The organism is Streptomyces sp. NPDC006365 (assembly GCF_042870755.1).
GTDB lineage: Bacteria > Actinomycetota > Actinomycetes > Streptomycetales > Streptomycetaceae > Streptomyces > Streptomyces xiangluensis.
In genome coordinates this window covers 637,234-653,751 of sequence record NZ_JBIAHS010000001.1, presented here as the reverse complement: position 1 = coordinate 653,751, position 16,518 = coordinate 637,234, and the positions used below count along the sequence as shown (strand labels likewise).

Below are 16,518 nucleotides of genomic sequence, written 5' to 3'. Positions count from 1 at the left end.
GGCACGCAACCGCTGCGCCTGTCCCGGCTTCCCGCCCTGACGCGCCTGCTCGGCCCGTCGAGAGGGGCTGAGGTCCGGGTCGGAGTCGGGATCCACGCGCACGGCGCGTGCGACGTCCTCCTCGGTGACAAGTCGGCAGGAATAGGGAGGTTCTTCGCCGTTCGTCGGAGGATGGCCTGGGAACCCGGGCAGTATGCAGCAGCACAGCAACCCAGATCCCGATCCGCTGCGGACCCCCGGCCTGGAGCCCGGTGGCGGCGTTCCGCCCGGCGAGACGCCTCCTGCCGAGAGCAGTATGCCCGGCGCCGGACCGCAGGAGACCCATAACCCGCCGCGCGGCTGGGCCAAAGGCCCACTGACCGTCATCCTGGTTCTCGTGGTGCTGGTCGCCGCGGGCTTCCTCGCGTTCGCGATCGCGCTCGCCCTGTGAGCACGTACGGTCCGTGAGCCCGTACGCCTCGTCGATCGGACGCTCAGTCGTGCCGTCAATCGGGCTGTTCCTGTGGGCCGGGCTCCTCCTCGACCGGCTCGACCGGCTCGACCGGGGAAGCCCGGGAGTCGTCGTCGCCACGTTGTCCTGAACCCGCCTCGTCCAGGTCCGGGTACGCCTCCGGAGGCTCCGGCTCGGCGGACTCGGCGGCCGGAACGTCCACGATGGCCTCCTCCCGCTCGGCTTCCTCCGGTGACGCGGGCAGATCCCGCGGCACCTTGGTCTCGGTGCCCGGCTCCTCGGACCGTTTCTCCTCCATGCCGACCGTTCCCTTCGTCGAGTGCGTCGAACGAGAGCACCAACCGCTGGGTGCCCCTACGGCAGCGGTGTGCCGCCCGTGGCGTTGAGAATCTCCGCCGTGATGAAGCTCGCCTCCTGGGAGGCAAGATAGACGTACGCCGGAGCCACCTCGACGGGCTGTGCCGGGCGCCCCAAAGGGGCCTGCTTGCCGAACTTCACGGTGTCGGGCAGCGTCGCGGGGATCAGCGGCGTCCACACCGGGCCCGGCGCGACCGCGTTGACGCGGATGCCACGGTCCACGAGCATCTGGGACAGCCCTTGGGTGAAGGTCACGATCGCACCCTTGGTCGTCGCGTAGTCCAGCAGATGGGGGCTGGGCTTGTAGGCCTGCACGGACGTGGAGTTGATGATGCTGCCGCCCTCCGGGATGTGCGGCAGGGCGAACTTCGTCAGCCAGAACATTCCGTACAGGTTGGTGCGCATGACCCGGTCGAACTGCTCGGTCGAGATCGCCTCGATGCCCTCCGGCTGCGACATCTGGTACGCCGCGTTGTTCACCAGGACGTCGATGCGCCCGAACTCCCCGGCCGCCCGCTCGATCAGCGCCCGGCAGTTCTCCTCCTCGCGGATGTCGCAAGAGACGGCGACCGCCTTGCGGCCTGCGCCCTCCACAAGCCGGCACGTCTCGCTCGCCTCGTCCGCCTCCTGTTCGAGGTGGGTGAACAGCACGTCGGCGCCCTCCCGGGCGAAGGCCAGGGCCACCGCCCGTCCGATGCCGGAGTCCCCGCCGGTGATGACGGTCTTGCGGCCCTCCAGCCGGCCGCTGCCACGGTAGGACTCCTCGCCGTGGTCGGGCGGCGGGTCCATCGGTCCTGTCCAGCCCGGATGGGGCTGGTCCTGTGCCGGGAACTCGGGGCGAGGATGCTGCGTCACTGGATTCTGCTGAGCGTGCTGCGGATCGGTCACGTCGGCCTCCTGACCGCTGGGCTGACTGTCGGTAGTCCGGTCAGGCTGGCGAGTTCCCGTCCCGCCCCAGCCGAAAAGTCAGCGCAGGTGCCACTCGGCGCACGAGCACAGCTGCAGCGGGAATGTCAGCAGTGGGCAGAACACCGACCATCCCTCGGCGCCGCGGTCGAGGATGAGCCCTGCGCTCACGGGTACCCGAGGCCGGCGACCGCGCCCCGTCGTCCGCGAGGGGCCGCACACCGACTCGCGATGTGAGGTGATCCTCCATGGCTGATATCCACGGCCTCTCCGACCACGAACTCGACGCCTTGTGGGACGAGTTCCATCGCGTTGTGAACATGACCTCGCGCGAGCTCAGCGAGTGGCTCAGGACCCGGGATGCGAGCCCGGTCACCGAGCCGCTGCCCGAGGATGCCGGGAGCGAGGCGGGGCGGCACGTGCTGGCGATCCTGCAGAAACGCCGCCGGGACCTCACCGACGACGACGTACGCCTCATGCGCAAGGTCGTGGACGTCGTCGGTTCCCTGAGCGACGAGGAGCGCGAGCCGGAGTCCGCCGACCGGAGCCGGCGCCACCGGCTGATGACCCTGGGGCACGATCCCCTCAAGCCGTCCTGACCGGGCAGAACACCCGGTGGCTCGTTTCCGTGGCAGGGGCGCGGGGCACCCGGTGCGGGTGTTCACCAGGCGGAGAGCTCGCGCGGCGGCGCGGCTGCGGCGGGGCGCGGAGCGGACCACCGACGCGCTGGACGCGCGGCTGCCGGTGTCCGAGGGCGGACCGCTGCTGCGCAAGGCGTTCCCCGATCACTGGTCGTTCCTGCTGGGCGAGCTCGCGCTGTACAGCTTCGTCGTCCTCCTGCTGACGGGCGTCTGGCTGACTCTGTTCTTCCAGCCGTCGATGAACGAGGTCGTGTACGACGGCTCGTACCGGTCGCTGGAGGGCGTGCGCATGTCCGAGGCGTACGAGTCGACCCTGCACATCAGCTTCGACGTACGCGGCGGACTCCTCATCCGGCAGCTGCACCACTGGGCGGCCCTGGTGTTCCTCGCGGCGATCGGCGTGCATCTGCTGCGGGTCTTCTTCACCGGCGCATTCCGCAAGCCGCGCGAGGTGAACTGGGTGATCGGCGTGACGCTGTTCCTGCTGGCGCTCGCCGAGGGCTTCGCGGGCTACTCGCTGCCGGACGATCTGCTGTCCGGCACGGGGCTGCGGATCGCGCAGGGCATCATGCTGTCGATCCCGGTCGTGGGGACGTATCTGAGCATGTTCGCCTTCGGGGCCGAGTTCCCGGGGGACGACATGATTCCGCGGTTGTACTCGCTGCACATCCTGCTGCTGCCGGGCCTGCTGCTCGCGCTCGTCAGCCTCCATCTGATCCTGGTCTTCCACCTGAAGCACACGCACTGGGCGGGACGCGGCCGAACCAACCGCAATGCCGTGGGCAAGCCCATGTTCCCGCAGTTCCTGGCGAGTTCGAGCGGACTGTTCTTCATCGTCTTCGGCGTACTGACCCTGCTGGCGGGGGTGGCGCAGATCAATCCGGTCTGGGCGTACGGGCCCTACCGCACGGACCATGTGTCGACCGGCTCGCAGCCCGACTGGTACGTGGGCTTCCTCGAGGGCTCGCTGAGACTCGTGCCGCCGTGGGAGACAGCGGTCGCCGGGCACACGGTGATGTGGAACGTGCTGCTGCCCGCGGTGATCCTCCCGCTCGCCCTCTTCGCGGTGCTGTACGCGTATCCGTTCTTCGAGAAGTGGGTCACCGGCGACGACCAGGAGCACCATCTGTGCGACCGGCCGCGGGACAAGCCCGTCCGCACGGGTCTCGGTGTCGCCGCGATCGTCTTCTACGGCGTACTGCTCGCGGCGGGCGGCAACGACGTCCTCGCGCACACCTTCAAGATCTCGCTCAACACGCTGACGTGGGTGTTCCGGATCGCCCTCGTCGTGCTGCCGCCGTTTGCCTTCATGGTGACGAAGCGGGTCTGTCTCGCGCTGCGGGAGGCGGAGCTGAAGCGGCTCGCGGAGGGTGAGGAGACCGGCGAGGTGCGGCAGTCGGTCGAGGGCGGCTACGAGGAGAGCCACGAACCGCTGGACGCCGAGCGGCAGTACGTCTTGCGCACGCGCGAGCTGCCGCGGCGCCTGCCCCCGCCGGAGCACGACGGCGGCGTACCGCGGCTGGGCCGGCTGCGGGCCACGCTCAGCTCGTGGTACTACCGTGACCGGGTCGGGGACGAGCCGGAGTCCCGCAGGGGCGAGTTGGAGCCCTGACCGGCCCCCCGGTCGGGGCGTCCGGCGTACTGGAAGACCATCCCGAACACGCCGTGCGCGAGCACCCCGAGGCCGAGCAGGAACAGCCACAGCCCGTAGACCACGCCGAGTGCGGCGATGACCGATCCCAGGGCCGTGGTGATGGGCCAGGGGCTGTGCGGCGGGAGGAACTCCAGGGGCCCGGCAGCCTCCACCACCTCGGCGTCGCCCCGGTCCTGGGCTCGTCGGCCGCGCCTGCGGTACTGGACGTGCAGGAAGAACGCCACGAGTGCCGCCATCAGGAAGGCGATGGCCAGAACGGCCGTGCCGGCGGGCTCCTCGGAGAACCAGCCGTATCCGGCGGCGGTGACGGCGAAGAAGACCGCCACCCCCGTGAACAGACGTGCTTCGGTCCGCATCAGAAGAAGGTACCCATCAAAACGCGTGGCTCCAGCCCGACAGTACGGCCCGTACCCGGTCGACCAGTCCGGGCCCGGGAAAGAGCAGCTTGCTGGTCGGCGGGACACCAGGGGTGGCCGGGTAGGGGCGCGTCGGCACGATGGACTTCACCCGGCGGATCCGGCTGCCGAGATCGGTCAGCGTAGGCGGCGGCAGAGCGTCCTTCAGGCGTGGGAAGAGCAGGTCCTCCTCCTCCTTGGTCTGGCGGCGGACCTCGCGCAGCAGCTGGTCGACAAGCCGGGCGAAGGTGACGGTTCCCGCCTCGGCGTCTTCGAGATTTCTCATCAGCTGCTCCAGCCGACCGTGGTCTTCCATTCCCTTCTTCGCGAGATCGGCGCCGTCCACGACACGGTCACTCAGGACCGGGTAGACGAATTCCTCTTCGGAAACGAAATGCCGTACGAGCTCGATGGTGGCCCGGTCCGTATACATCTTGCATATGTGATCGGCGTTGGGGAGTGCCTCGATCTGACGGAATATGTCTTCCACGTGGCGATGGTCGTCGGTCAGTTCACTGATGGCGTCCGTCTCACCTGCCATGGCCTCGTCACCCTTTGTTTGTGCCCCGCTCGCGAGGGTACTGCCCAGGCTCATGGGCACGTCCGCGAGGAAGACCGGTCCGCTCGGTCCGTCGTCAGCGCCCCGGTCACCGGGCCTGCGGATGGGGCGTGCCCTGTACCGCTGGGCGACCACGACCGATCACAAGGTGATCGGCAACCTCTACATGGTCACCGCGTTCGGGTTCTTCCTGCTGGCCGGCGTGCTGGCTCTGCTGATGCGGGCCGAACTCGCCCGGCCCGGGCTGCAGTTGGTGAACGAGCACTCGTACAACCAGCTGTTCACCATTCACGGCACCATCATGATGCTGCTGTTCGCGACGCCGATGTTCGCGGGCTTCGCGAATGCCTTGATGCCGTTGCAGATCGGGGCACCGGACGTGGCCTTCCCTCGCCTCAACGCCCTGTCGTACTGGATGTATCTGTTCGGCGGGCTGATGGTGGTCTCCGGCTTCCTGGTGCCGGGTGGTGCGGCTGCGTTCGGCTGGTTCGCCTACGCACCGCTCAACAGCGCCGTGCGCTCGCCCGGATCCGGAGGCGATCTGTGGACCATGGGGCTGGTGGTCACAGGTGTGTCCACCACGCTCGGCGCGGTCAACTTCATCACCACCATACTGTGCCTCCGCGCGCCCGGCATGACGATGTTCCGTATGCCGATCTTCACCTGGAACATTCTGTTCACATCGATTCTGGTACTGCCCGCTTTCCCGGTACTGACCGCGGCGCTGCTCGCACTCGAGGCGGACCGAAAATTTGGTTCGCACATTTTCGACGCGGCCAATGGCGGTGCCATTCTGTGGCAACATCTCTTCTGGTTCTTCGGCCATCCCGAGGTCTATATCGTGGCCTTGCCGTTCTTCGGCATCATCAGCGAGATCATTCCGGTGTTCAGCCGTAAACCCATCTTCGGATATATGTCGCTCATCGGGGCGACCGTCGCCATCACCATGCTGTCGTCGGTGGTGTGGGCGCACCATATGTTCGCCACCGGTGCCGTGCTGCTGCCTTTCTTCTCGCTGATGTCATTCCTCATCGCCGTACCGACCGGCATAAAATTCTTCGCCTGGATCGGCACCATGATCAAGGGATCGCTGTCCTTCGAGACACCCATGCTGTGGGCCCTGGGCTTTCTGGTGTCGTTCCTTCTCGGCGGGCTGAGCGGGGTGCTCATCGCCTCACCGCCGCTGGACTTCCATCTCACGGACTCGTACTTCATCGTGGCCCATCTGCATTACGTCCTGTTCGGCACCGTCGTGTTCGCGATGTTCGCGGGCTTCTATTTCTGGTGGCCGAAATTCACCGGGAAAATGCTCGACGAACGCCTCGGGAAGATCCATTTCTGGCTGCTGTTCATCGGCTTCCAGCTGACCTTCCTGGTGCAGCACTGGCTCGGCGAGAAGGGCATGCCACGCCGGTACGCCGACTATCTGCCCGCGGACGGCTTCACCCTCCTCAACACGCTGTCCTCGGCCGGTGCGTTCCTGCTCGGCGTGTCCACGCTGCCGTTCCTCTACAACGTGTGGCGGACCACGCGGTACGGGCGGCGCGTGGCGGAGGACGATCCCTGGGGGTACGGCCGCTCACTGGAGTGGGCCACTTCGTGTCCGGCACCGCGGCACAACTTCGTGGCGCTGCCTCGGATCCGTTCGCATTCCCCGGCCTTCGACCTGCATCACCCCGAATTCGCCCAGCAGGACAGCAAGCGGCACGAGGCATAGAATTTCGCTTTGCCACCGGCAACACGGCTCCGGTCCATGGTCACCCGCCGTGCTCCACACGTTTGAGGTGCTGCACCCGGGTACTTGAGAGGCTGAAGGAGCAGAGTCGGCCGCCTGGGAGAACCCTGAAAAAGCGGGGTTACGGGCCGCCGGTGGGTGTCGTCTCGGAGATGAGTACCACGACCATTTCACTGAGGGGACCGCGACTTCCCGTTCCATGGTTGGTGACCCTACGAGGAGTCACTCTGGAGACGGGGTGGATGACCGTGCGGCTGGCGGGTCTGCCCCTGGATCTCGCTCTGTGGGGGGTACGGCAGTTCGCCGGACTGCTCGGCGCCGTCGACCGCCGGCTGCTGCCGGACGACAGTGATGGTGAGTTCGGAGTGTCATGCATGCCGGTGGTGTTCGTGCACGGGCTCGCCGACCGTCCGTCGATCTTCTCGAAGCTGCAGAACGGGCTGCGCGACTGCGGGGCGGGGCCGTTCGTCACGGCCACGTACAACGTGCTGAATCCGGACATCCGGGTCGCCGCCCGCATGCTGGGCGAGCAGGTCGAAAGGGTCCAGGAGCAGAACGGCGGCCGGCCCGTGTGCCTCATCGGGCACAGCATGGGCGGCCTGATCGCGCGCTACTACGTGCAGCGGCTGGGCGGGGACGCGCGTGTGCCGTTGGTGATCACGCTGGCCACACCCCACAGCGGCACGGCGATGGCGCTGTGGGCTCCCCCGCACCCAGTGTTCCGCCAGCTGCGCCCGGGAAGTCCCCTGCTGGCCGAGCTGGCGGAGCCGTGTGCCGACTGCCGCACCCAGTTCGTCGCCTTCTACAGCAACCTGGACGAAGCGATCATCCCCAGCAGCCGGGCCCGTATCGACCACCCGGACCTGCGGGTGCGCCACGTCCTCGTGGACGGCGTCGGGCATCTGATGCTGCCGGTGCACGGGGCGGTCATCAACGGGGTCCGCGACGTCCTCACCGAGGCCATGGAGCTCCCATTGGCCGGCTGATCCCGCTGCCCGCCCAAGACAGGGCGGGCAGCCTGCGAGAGGCTGGAGTACCCAGCGAATGCCGGAAGCAATGCCGGAAGAAGACGACACACCATGCGCAAAGACGGTGACATCACCGCGGCGCCTGACCGGCGCGAATGGCGTGTGCGCCCGTACCAGGCCGGGGACGAGCCGGCCGTACGGGAGTTGATCGATGCCGACCGGCTGCCCGGGCAGCCGCGCTGCTCACCGGAGCTGCCGAACGCCGCGCTGCGCGGCTGCCCGTCCGCGGCGGGCTGGCAGGCGCCGGCCCGGGCGCGGCTCAGCGTCCTCGCCGACACCGACGACCGGCCACGGGGAGCCATCGCGTTTCTGTCCTGGCAGGACCTGCGCTCCGGGCTGATCCATCTCCTGCACGCCCGCGAGGACACCCCGGCCCTGCACGACCTGGTCGCCCACGCCCTGGCCGCGCTCGGCGAATGCCCGCGGATCGAAGCGTTCACCGCCGCTTCGCCCGGCACCCTGGGCCCCGGCGGCCTGCCCCGCACGCACCGCGCCGCGACGCATGACGTACTGGTCGGCCTGGGCTTCACCGGCCGGCTGAGGGGCCACTATCTGCTCCGGCAGCTCGAGCCCGGTCCATCGCCCACCAAACTCATGGCCGATGTGTACCCCTGCGAGTATCCGCCGGGGCACCGGCTGGTCCTCCACAAGGCGGCGGAGCCGATCGCCGAGATCGTGGTGAGCACGGCACGCGACCGCACCGCGGCCCTGTACTGGATCGAGACGGCGCCGGAGTACCGCCACCGTGGCCTGGCCGGCAAACTGCTCGACCAGGCACTGGCCCTGCTCACCAAGGAGGGCGCCACGCATGTCGTCGCCGCCGTCGGCACGACGTGGCGAGCGACCGGCACCACCGGTACCGCCCCGCGCCTCTTCCGCGAGGCCGGCTTCGAAGTGGTCGACCAGCTGTGGGAGTACGACCGGCTGATCGATGTCGCGTCGAAGCCGCACGCTCAGGGTCGGTGACGCCTCACGCTCGGGTCGGTGGCCGGGGCGCCCACCCGACCCCGTCCGTTTCCGGATTGTTTGTCACGCCCGGGCCGGGCAACCCGAGCCCGTACCGGCCGATTCCGACGCGACGGGAGCGCATGGATGACCCACGCTGCCCAGCGCCCGCCCTCGTTCTCCCGTACGTCGGTCCCGCGGATCGGCGTCCTCGGTTCGTACGGCGGCTTCAACATCGGCGACGAGTCCATCCTGGCCTGCGTACTGGGCTGCCTCAGGGCCCATCGCCCGCACGCCCGGATCGTCGTCTTCAGCCGGAACGCCGAGCACACCCGCACCCATCACCGCTGCGCCGACGAGGTGGTGGACTGGGAGGGCGTCGCCCAGCGGCAGTTGCTGGACACGCTGTCCGGTCTGGACCTGCTGGTGCTGGGCGGCGGCGGGATCCTCTACGACGGAGAGGCGCGCCGGTATCTGCGGCTGGTCCGCGCGGCACAGGCCCACGGGGTGCGCACCTTCGCCTACGCCGTCGGCGCGGGCCCGCTGCGGGAGCCCGACGACCGGGAGGCGGTGCGCAGCGTGCTGCCCCAGATGGACGACGTGGTCGTACGGGACGAGGAGTCCGGCCTGGTCCTCGACGAGGTCGGGGTGGAGCGCGAGCTCACGGTCACCGCCGACCCGGCGCTGCTGCTGTCCGCGGAGCCGTTCACCAGCCGGATGATGACGCACGAGGGCATCCCGACCGGGAAACGTCTGGTGGGGATGTCGGTACGGGAACCGGGCCGGGCGGCCGAGAAGCTGGACGAGGGCGGCTATCACGCACTGCTAGCCGACGTGGCCGACTTTCTGGTCCGACGCCTGGACGCCCATGTGGTGTTCCTGCCGATGGAACGCCACGACGTGCGCCACGCCCATGCCGTGCTCTCGCACATGTCCGCGCCGGACCAGGGCCGGATCATGAACGGCACCTACAGCCCCGGGCAGGTTCTCGGCTTTATGCGCCACCTGGATCTGGCCGTCGGCATGCGACTGCACTTCCTGATCTTCGCGGCGGTCTCCGGACTGCCGGTACTGCCGCTCCCCTACTCGGGCAAGGTCTTCGACTTCGCGCGCCGAGTGGGCGCTCCGGCCCTGCTCGGGGTGGCACGGGAGCAGGCAGGGCTGCTGCTGGCGGAAGTCGACCGGCTCTGGGACGAGTATCCGCAGCGGCGCGAGGAGATGCAGTCGCGGGTCCGGGAGCTGTGCGGGCTCGCCCAGGAGACCTGCGCACGCTGCGGAGCCCTCCTGGACGAGATCGACGGCGGCCTGCGCACCGGCTCCGACATGGAAGACCTGAGTACGAGGCCCTGAGGCGCTGCGGCCCGCAGAGGGCCGAAGGGAGGAAGACGGAGGACGAGGGAGGAAGGAAGGGAGGAAGGAAGGGAGCGATGCCGATCCTGGAGCCGCCCGACGAGTTCCGTACCGTCACGCTGCCACCGCGGGACGCCGAGTACGCGGGCCGGACCGACGTCCTGGTGGTCGGCGGCGGTCCCGCCGGCTGCGGCGCCGCACTCGCCGCGGCGGACGCGGGAGCCGAGGTCACGCTCGTCGAGCGATACGCGTTCCTCGGCGGCAACGCGACCGTGGCGCTCGTCATGCCCCTGATGTCGTTCCACAACGAGCACAAGCAGGCCGCGTTCACCGAGAACGGCGAGGACACCCGGCTGCTGCCCACCGACCACGGCGAGGGCGAGCCGGTGGTCGCCGGCGTCCTGTGGCGGCTGATGGAACGCCTCACCGCGAGCGGCGGCTGCGTACCGCCCGCTGTCGAGACCGGCTACACCGTGCCCTTCGACCCGGAGATCTTCAAGCTGGTTCTTCTCGAAATGCTCGACGAGGCGGCCGTACGGATGCTGTTCCACGCTTTCGCCTCCACGGCGCTGCCGCTCGACGACGGCTGGCGCGTGGTCTTCGAGACCAAGTCGGGTCCCGTGGTGATCGACGCGGGCGTGGTCGTCGACGGCACGGGTGACGGCGATGTGGCGGCCGCCTGCGGAGCCCCGTACGAGATCGGCCGTCCCGAGGACGGACTGGTGCAGCCGATGACGCTCATGTTCCGCGTCGTGGACTTCCTGCGGCCGCGGTTCGCCGAGTATGTACGGGCCCATCCCGACCAGTGGCGCGGCGTGCACGGCCTGTGGGACCTGGTCAGGGAGGCCACGGAGGACGGCGAGCTCCGGCTGCCGCGCGAGGACGTGCTGTTCTTCGGCACCCCGCACCCTCGCGAGGTCAGCGTCAACAGCACCAGGGTCACCGGGGCGCTCGGCACCAGCGTCTGGGACCTCAGCCGCGCCGAGCACTCCGCCCGCCGCCAGCTGGCCCAGATCGACCACTTCCTGCGCACCCGGGTGCCGGGCTTCGAGCACGCGTACGTGGCACAGAGCGGCAGCCACATCGGTGTACGGGAGACCCGCCGCATCGTCGGCGACTACCAGCTGACCGGCAACGACATCCTCGAGGCCCGCACCTTCGCGGACGCCGTCGCGCACGGCGCCTATCCGATCGACATCCACAATCCGGAGGGCACCGGCACGCTCCTCAAGCGGGTGCCCACCGGCCGCTTCTACGACATTCCGCTGCGCTGTCTGCTGCCCCAGGACACCGACCGTCTGCTGGTGGCCGGGCGCTGCATCTCCGGTACGCACGTGGCCCATTCCTCGTACCGCGTCATGCCCATCGCGATGGCCACCGGCCAGGCGGCAGGCGTCTGCGCGGCACTGGCCTCACGCCTCGGGCGCAGCCCGCGGGAGCTGCCGCATTCCCTCGTCCAGCGCGAACTGCTGCGCCAGGGGGCGCGGTTGCGGGACGGCGTCCCTGAGAGCACCTCCGCGACGCTCTGACCGCTGACCCTTGACGTCGCGTGAGGTCGTTGCCACACTCACCACCCGCGAGAAAGCGCTTGCTGGCGTACCTCCGGTAACGCGCCACCGTTCCCCGAGCCGAGTCACTCCAGGTCACGCACGCCTTGATCATGAATCGATTCAATCGAATCGGTTTCGACGACGGGAACGGCGGGACGACAGCCCGGACGACAGGGCAGCGGGCGCGTCCGCCCTCACAACTTCCGCCCTCACAACAGGAGAAGACGAGATGGGACGCAGAGCCGCACCTCACCTCATCGGCAGGACCTTGAGTACCCGCAAGAAGCGGGCCGGCGTCACCGCCGCCTGCGCCACCGCCCTGCTCACCGGAGCGGCCGTACTGACGGCACCGGCCGACGCGGCCCAGGACAAGGAGGCCGCCGCACCCGAACCGGCCGCCGCCTCCGTCGCGGCGGCGTGCGGCGACGGCTCGTACCAGGCCGAGGCCGTGCTCAGCGGCGGCACCTGGACCGCCCGCCGGGGCAGCAGCGTCGTCCACACCGGCACCGATATGCGCGCCGCGATGCAGGCCGCCGTCAACAGCCTTACGGCAGGCCGTACTTCGAAGGAGCGGGTGGTCGTGCGCGGCTCGGGCTCCATCAGTGCCGGGTCCAGGGTCTCCCTGCCGAGCTACACCGTCCTCGACGTCTGCGGCACCATCAACGTCACCGGTTCGGGCTCCGGCGACCAGGCCCCGGTCTACGCGCGCGGCGCCCGCGACATCGAGGTCCAGCACCTCAACCTCACCGGCGCCCCGCTGTACGGCATCTTCATGCGCAACGTGCAGAACGTGGTGCTCGGCCAGATCGACATGCGGCTGTCGCGCGGTCTCGGCGTCCGCATCGACAACCGCGGCGACACCAGTCAGTGGACCAGGAACGTCCGGATCGACAACGTGTACGTGTCCGGGGCGAGCAGCCACGCCGTGGAGACGTACGGCGTCGACGGCTTCACCGTCGGCACCGTAACCGCCCGCAATGTCGGCGAGTCCGGTCTGCTGCTGAACCAGACCATCAACGCCGACGTCGCCAAGGTGGACGCGGACAACGCGGGCGCCGGCACCGGTTACGCGGCCTTCCGGATGGCCAACCGCAACGGCCGGGTCGGCAGCAACTACCCGACGAACATCCGGGTGGGCGAGGTCATCGCGCGCGGCGGCGGACGCGGCGTCTTCTGCGTCTCGGAGAGCGGGGGCGCGGTCATCGACAAGGTGTCGATCTCCAACACGGGCAACAACTCGATGCTGATCGAGAACTGTTACAACGTGAACATCGCCGCCCAGAGCGGCAGCGTCACGGGCGGCGGGGAGATCCGGCTCGCCGCACGCTCCGACTTCCCGAACAACCGGGACATCACCATCCAGAATCTCACGGTGACCGACTCGGCCATCAGGGAAAGCCCCTGCGGCGAGAACACAACGTTCCGCAACAACCGGCTGGTCAACAGCAGTCAGAACATCTGTTAGCGCGCACCGCACGACGAGGGTGGCGGCCGGCTTCCCCGCAAAACGGCCGCCGCCCGAACCGTCAGGACACGTCCGTCAGCTTCGGCATCTCGCCCTTCGTCGTGGTGATGTCGATGACCGAGAACGACGCGCCCTGCGGGTCGCTGAGTGCCGCGAAGCGGCCGTAGGGGGTGTCCATCGGGCCGAACCGCAGCACGCCGCCGCGTTCGGTAGCCTTCGCCACCGCTGCGTCGCAGTCCTCGACCGTGAAGTACACGTTGATGTAGGGCGGCACCTCGGGCGGGAACTCGCCGGTCATCTTCATCCGGCCGAGCACCGGCTGCTTGTCGATGTTGAAGAGCCGGAAGTCCATCTCGTCCTCTTCAATCTCCATCTGCTGGGCGGTGTACGGGAAAACAGCCGGGAAGAAGGCGTCCGACTTCTCCGGCTCCCGGGTGAAGACCTCGGCCCAGCAGTACGCGCCCGGCACGGCCTTCGCCTCGAAGCCCTCGTGCGTGCCGGCCTGCCATACGCCGAAGACGACACCGCTCGGGTCGCGGGCGAGCAGCATGGAGCCGAAGTCGCCGACCTCCATGGGCTCCATCAGCACCTCGCCGCCGTTGTCACGGATCCTGGCGGCGGTGGCCATGACGTCCGGCGACGAGAGGTACAGGCACCAGGCCGACTGCTCCTCCGCCCCGGGCATCGGCGGCACCACGGCGGCCACCGCCTTGCCGTTCGCGTACGCCTCGGTGTAGTTGCCGAACTCCGTCGACGCCTCGCCGAACGTCCAGCCCAGCACGTCACCGTAGAAGCTCTTCGCCCCCTCGACATCGCTGAACATCGCATCGGCCCAGCACGGCGTTCCCTCGGGTTCCACGGCCATGGCTTCGACTCCCTCGTCCTTGAAGGTCGCTGCGAGTACGTGCTCCGACTTTCACGCTAGCCAGCGCCCCGCCTCCGCGCGCGCCGAGGATCCGACCGTATCGGCGTATCACACGGCGGGGTCCGTGAGGGACTGCTCGGTCCAGATGATCTTGCCGTCCCGGGTGTGGCGGCAGCCCCAGCGCTGGGTGAACTGCGAGATCAGGAAGAGTCCCCGGCCGCCCTCGTCGGTCGTCTTGGGATGGCGCAGGTGTGGGGCGGTGGCGCTGCCGTCCCAGACCTCGCAGATCAGGGCGGTCCGGGTGAGGATCAGGCGCAGCCTGATCGGTGCCGAGGCGTGCCGGATGGCGTTGGTGACCAGTTCGCTGACGACGAGCTCGGTGGTGAAGGTCAGCTCGTCCAGATCCCATTCGGTCAGCCGCCGCGCGGTCCGCCTGCGGACGTCGGCGACGACCGCGGGGTCGGAGGGCAGTTCCCAGGACACGATCCGGTGCGGGTCGAGGCGGCGGGCGCGGGCCATCAGCACGGCCACGTCGTCCGGCGGGCGCGCCGGGACGAGGGCGTCGACCACGGCCTTGCAACGGTCGTCGAGCAGGGGCTCCGGCCGTTCCAGCGCACGGCGCAGCCGTTCCCGGCCCGCGGCGGCCTCCTCACCAGGGTCGAGCCCGACGCCCGCGAGCAGGCCGTTGGTGTGGAGGGCCAGCACACTGTCTTCCGCGAGCGGCAGTTCGACCGACTCGAAGGGCGTGCCACCGACGCCGAGGAGGGGGCCGGCCGGCAGTTCGAGGAAGTCGACGGTGCCGCCGGAAACCACGATGGCGGGCGCGGCGTGACCGGCGGCGGCGAAGGCGCACTGCCCGGCGACCGGGTCGTAGACCGCGTACGTACAACTGGCGCCCACCGCGTGCACGCCGCCGCCGCGCGAGTTCGGCTCGGTGTCGTCCTGGTGCGCGGCCTGTACGACCACGTCGTCGAGATGTGCCAGCACCTCCTCGGGGCGCAGGTCCAGGTCGGCGAGCGTCTGGACGGCGGTGCGCAGCCGGCCCATGGCCACGGCGGCCTCGATGCCGCCTCCCGCCACGTCCCCGACCACCAGGGCGACCCGGGCGCCCGACAGCGGGATGACGTCGTACCAGTCGCCTCCGAGGCCGGTCAGTTCGTCGGCCGGCCGGTAGCAGGCGGCGACCTCCATGGCGTCCTGCTCGGGAAGCCGGTGCGGCAGCAGATTGCGCTGCAGTACGAGAGCGGCGTCGCGTTCGCGCGTATAGCGGCGGGCATTGTCGAGGCACAGGGCCGCGCGGGCGACGAACTCCTCGGCGAGGCTCAGATCGTCCGCCTCGAAGGGGTCCTGCCACGCCCGCCGGAAGAATGTGGTGATCCCCAGCGTGGTGCCCCGCGCCCGGATCGGCACGATCATCACGCTGTGCAGTCCGAGGTCGAGGAAGGAGGCGGCCCTGCCTCCGGGTATGTCGGCGGCCCACTCCGTGGCCAGCGGGTCGAGCCGTTCCTGGTGCCAGGATCTGCCACTGGTCAGACAGCGGATCGGCGGTGCCCCGGCCCGGTACCGGGCGACCTGCCCGATCGCGACGACGGCTTCCGGGACGCCCGCGTTCACCGACTGGTGAGCGGCCCGCCGCAGCGGCACCCCGTCCGGCTCGTCCAACGGCCCGGACAGCGGCTCGCCGCCTTCGAGGACGGACTCCAGGAGATCCACGGCGACGAAGTCGGCCAGCCCTGGCACGGCCACGTCTGCCAGCTCCTGGGCGGTGCGGCGTACGTCCAGTGTGCGGCCGATGTGCTCGCCGGCCTGGTCGAGCAGGGTGAGCCGCCTACGGGCCCGGTAGCGCTCGGTGACGTCGACCACCGTGTAGTACACGCCGATCGGGTTGCCGTGGTCGTCCTCGAGCCGGGTGAACGACATCGCGTGCGCCGACTCCCGGTACGCAGCGGACTGTACCCGGCCCACGTGTTCGTGGTCGACGATCGGCACACCGGTGTGCAGCACCTGACGCATCACGGCTTCCAAAGCCTCGGCATCCAGGCCCGGCTGGATGTCGGCAAGGCGCTTGCCGAGCCGTTCGTGCGCGGGTCCGCCGCCGAACTGCTGCATGGCCGTGTTCGACCACACATACCGCAGATCCGTGTCCACGATGGCGAGGCCGATCGGCGCCTGGGTGGCCAGCCGCTCCAGGACTGCACGGCTCATGTCCCAGCCCGCGGCGCCGGTCATGTCGGAGGCCAGCACCATCCAGCGCGCGGGGCCGTCCGGCGCCAGGGCGGGAACGATACGCACCATCGTGGCGACCGGGTGCCCGTCCCGGTGGCGTACGGACAGCGGACCGGCCCAGCCGCCGCCCCGTTCACAGCGCTCGATCAGGTCCGGAAGACGCGCGGCGTCCTCGGGCATCAGCAGGTCGGCGGCGCCACGGCCGAGGACCTCGGGCGCGGAGTATCCGTACAGCCGCTGGGCGTCGCCGCTCCAGCCGGTCACCATCGTGGCCGCGTCCAGCAGCACCGGCGCGGCGTCCGCCACGTCGAACCGCCGCCCCGTGACTCCGCTCTCCTCGCTCGTCACCACCGTGACCCTCTCCGTCCCCGAGAGTGGTCTGCTGTCGTAC

At 69.4% G+C, this 16,518-nt stretch carries 15 protein-coding genes; 9 read left to right on the top strand and 6 right to left on the bottom strand.

The window, feature by feature from the left end; genetic code table 11:
• Positions 1–193 precede the first annotated feature (193 nt).
• Positions 194–430 carry a DUF6480 family protein gene (locus ACFYO0_RS02975; RefSeq protein WP_388669590.1) on the top strand — a complete coding sequence of 79 codons (237 nt, stop codon included), beginning with the start codon at positions 194–196 and terminating at the stop codon, positions 428–430.
• 55 nt (positions 431–485) lie between these two features.
• On the opposite strand, the gene ACFYO0_RS02970 is transcribed toward ACFYO0_RS02975, so the two are convergent.
• Both ACFYO0_RS02970 and ACFYO0_RS02965 read right to left on the bottom strand, forming a co-directional pair.
• Entirely contained in the window at positions 486–749 is a 264-nt protein-coding gene (locus ACFYO0_RS02970) for a hypothetical protein (protein ID WP_388669587.1), read from the bottom strand.
• Positions 750–805: 56 nt separating this feature from the next.
• The gene (locus ACFYO0_RS02965; protein WP_388669585.1) at positions 806–1,696 is read right to left on the bottom strand and encodes an SDR family oxidoreductase; all 891 of its coding nucleotides are present in this window, start codon (positions 1,694–1,696) and stop codon (positions 806–808) included.
• Between the two features lie 266 nt (positions 1,697–1,962).
• Between ACFYO0_RS02965 and ACFYO0_RS02960 the strand changes: the two genes are divergently transcribed.
• Positions 1,963–2,313, top strand: a complete 351-nt coding sequence (locus ACFYO0_RS02960) for a DUF3140 domain-containing protein (RefSeq protein ID WP_388669582.1) — start codon at positions 1,963–1,965, stop codon at positions 2,311–2,313.
• Between the two features lie 16 nt (positions 2,314–2,329).
• Positions 2,330–3,967, top strand: coding sequence for a cytochrome bc complex cytochrome b subunit (locus ACFYO0_RS02955; protein ID WP_388669579.1), 1,638 nt, complete (start codon positions 2,330–2,332; stop codon positions 3,965–3,967).
• Here the strand turns inward: ACFYO0_RS02955 and ACFYO0_RS02950 are convergent.
• Both ACFYO0_RS02950 and ACFYO0_RS02945 read right to left on the bottom strand, forming a co-directional pair.
• A complete protein-coding gene (locus ACFYO0_RS02950; protein ID WP_388669576.1) occupies positions 3,910–4,365 on the bottom strand; it encodes a cytochrome c oxidase subunit 4 in 456 nt (151 codons plus the stop codon). The genes ACFYO0_RS02955 and ACFYO0_RS02950 overlap by 58 nt on opposite strands.
• 16 nt (positions 4,366–4,381) lie before the next feature.
• Positions 4,382–4,945: a hemerythrin domain-containing protein gene (locus tag ACFYO0_RS02945; protein ID WP_388669573.1), complete on the bottom strand. Its 564-nt coding sequence runs from the start codon at positions 4,943–4,945 to the stop codon at positions 4,382–4,384.
• 121 nt (positions 4,946–5,066) lie between these two features.
• Between ACFYO0_RS02945 and ctaD the strand changes: the two genes are divergently transcribed.
• From ctaD to ACFYO0_RS02915, 6 genes are all read left to right on the top strand, one after another.
• The gene (gene ctaD / locus ACFYO0_RS02940) at positions 5,067–6,680 is read left to right on the top strand and encodes a cytochrome c oxidase subunit I (protein ID WP_388669570.1); all 1,614 of its coding nucleotides are present in this window, start codon (positions 5,067–5,069) and stop codon (positions 6,678–6,680) included.
• A 260-nt stretch (positions 6,681–6,940) separates the two neighbouring features.
• Positions 6,941–7,684, top strand: a complete 744-nt coding sequence (locus ACFYO0_RS02935; protein ID WP_388669567.1) for an esterase/lipase family protein — start codon at positions 6,941–6,943, stop codon at positions 7,682–7,684.
• A gap of 93 nt (positions 7,685–7,777) precedes the next feature.
• Entirely contained in the window at positions 7,778–8,692 is a 915-nt protein-coding gene (locus ACFYO0_RS02930; RefSeq protein ID WP_388669564.1) for a GNAT family N-acetyltransferase, read from the top strand.
• A 126-nt stretch (positions 8,693–8,818) separates the two neighbouring features.
• The gene (locus ACFYO0_RS02925) at positions 8,819–10,021 is read left to right on the top strand and encodes a polysaccharide pyruvyl transferase family protein (RefSeq protein ID WP_388669561.1); all 1,203 of its coding nucleotides are present in this window, start codon (positions 8,819–8,821) and stop codon (positions 10,019–10,021) included.
• Positions 10,022–10,098: 77 nt separating this feature from the next.
• A complete protein-coding gene (locus ACFYO0_RS02920) occupies positions 10,099–11,550 on the top strand; it encodes an FAD-dependent oxidoreductase (protein WP_388669558.1) in 1,452 nt (483 codons plus the stop codon).
• A 250-nt stretch (positions 11,551–11,800) separates the two neighbouring features.
• The gene (locus ACFYO0_RS02915; protein ID WP_388669555.1) at positions 11,801–13,036 is read left to right on the top strand and encodes a hypothetical protein; all 1,236 of its coding nucleotides are present in this window, start codon (positions 11,801–11,803) and stop codon (positions 13,034–13,036) included.
• A gap of 61 nt (positions 13,037–13,097) precedes the next feature.
• Here the strand turns inward: ACFYO0_RS02915 and ACFYO0_RS02910 are convergent, their stop codons facing one another.
• Together ACFYO0_RS02910 and ACFYO0_RS02905 are read right to left on the bottom strand one after the other, a co-directional pair.
• Positions 13,098–13,901, bottom strand: coding sequence for a VOC family protein (locus ACFYO0_RS02910; protein ID WP_388669552.1), 804 nt, complete (start codon positions 13,899–13,901; stop codon positions 13,098–13,100).
• A 108-nt stretch (positions 13,902–14,009) separates the two neighbouring features.
• Positions 14,010–16,478, bottom strand: a complete 2,469-nt coding sequence (locus ACFYO0_RS02905) for a SpoIIE family protein phosphatase (RefSeq protein WP_388669549.1) — start codon at positions 16,476–16,478, stop codon at positions 14,010–14,012.
• Positions 16,479–16,518: the final 40 nt, after the last annotated feature.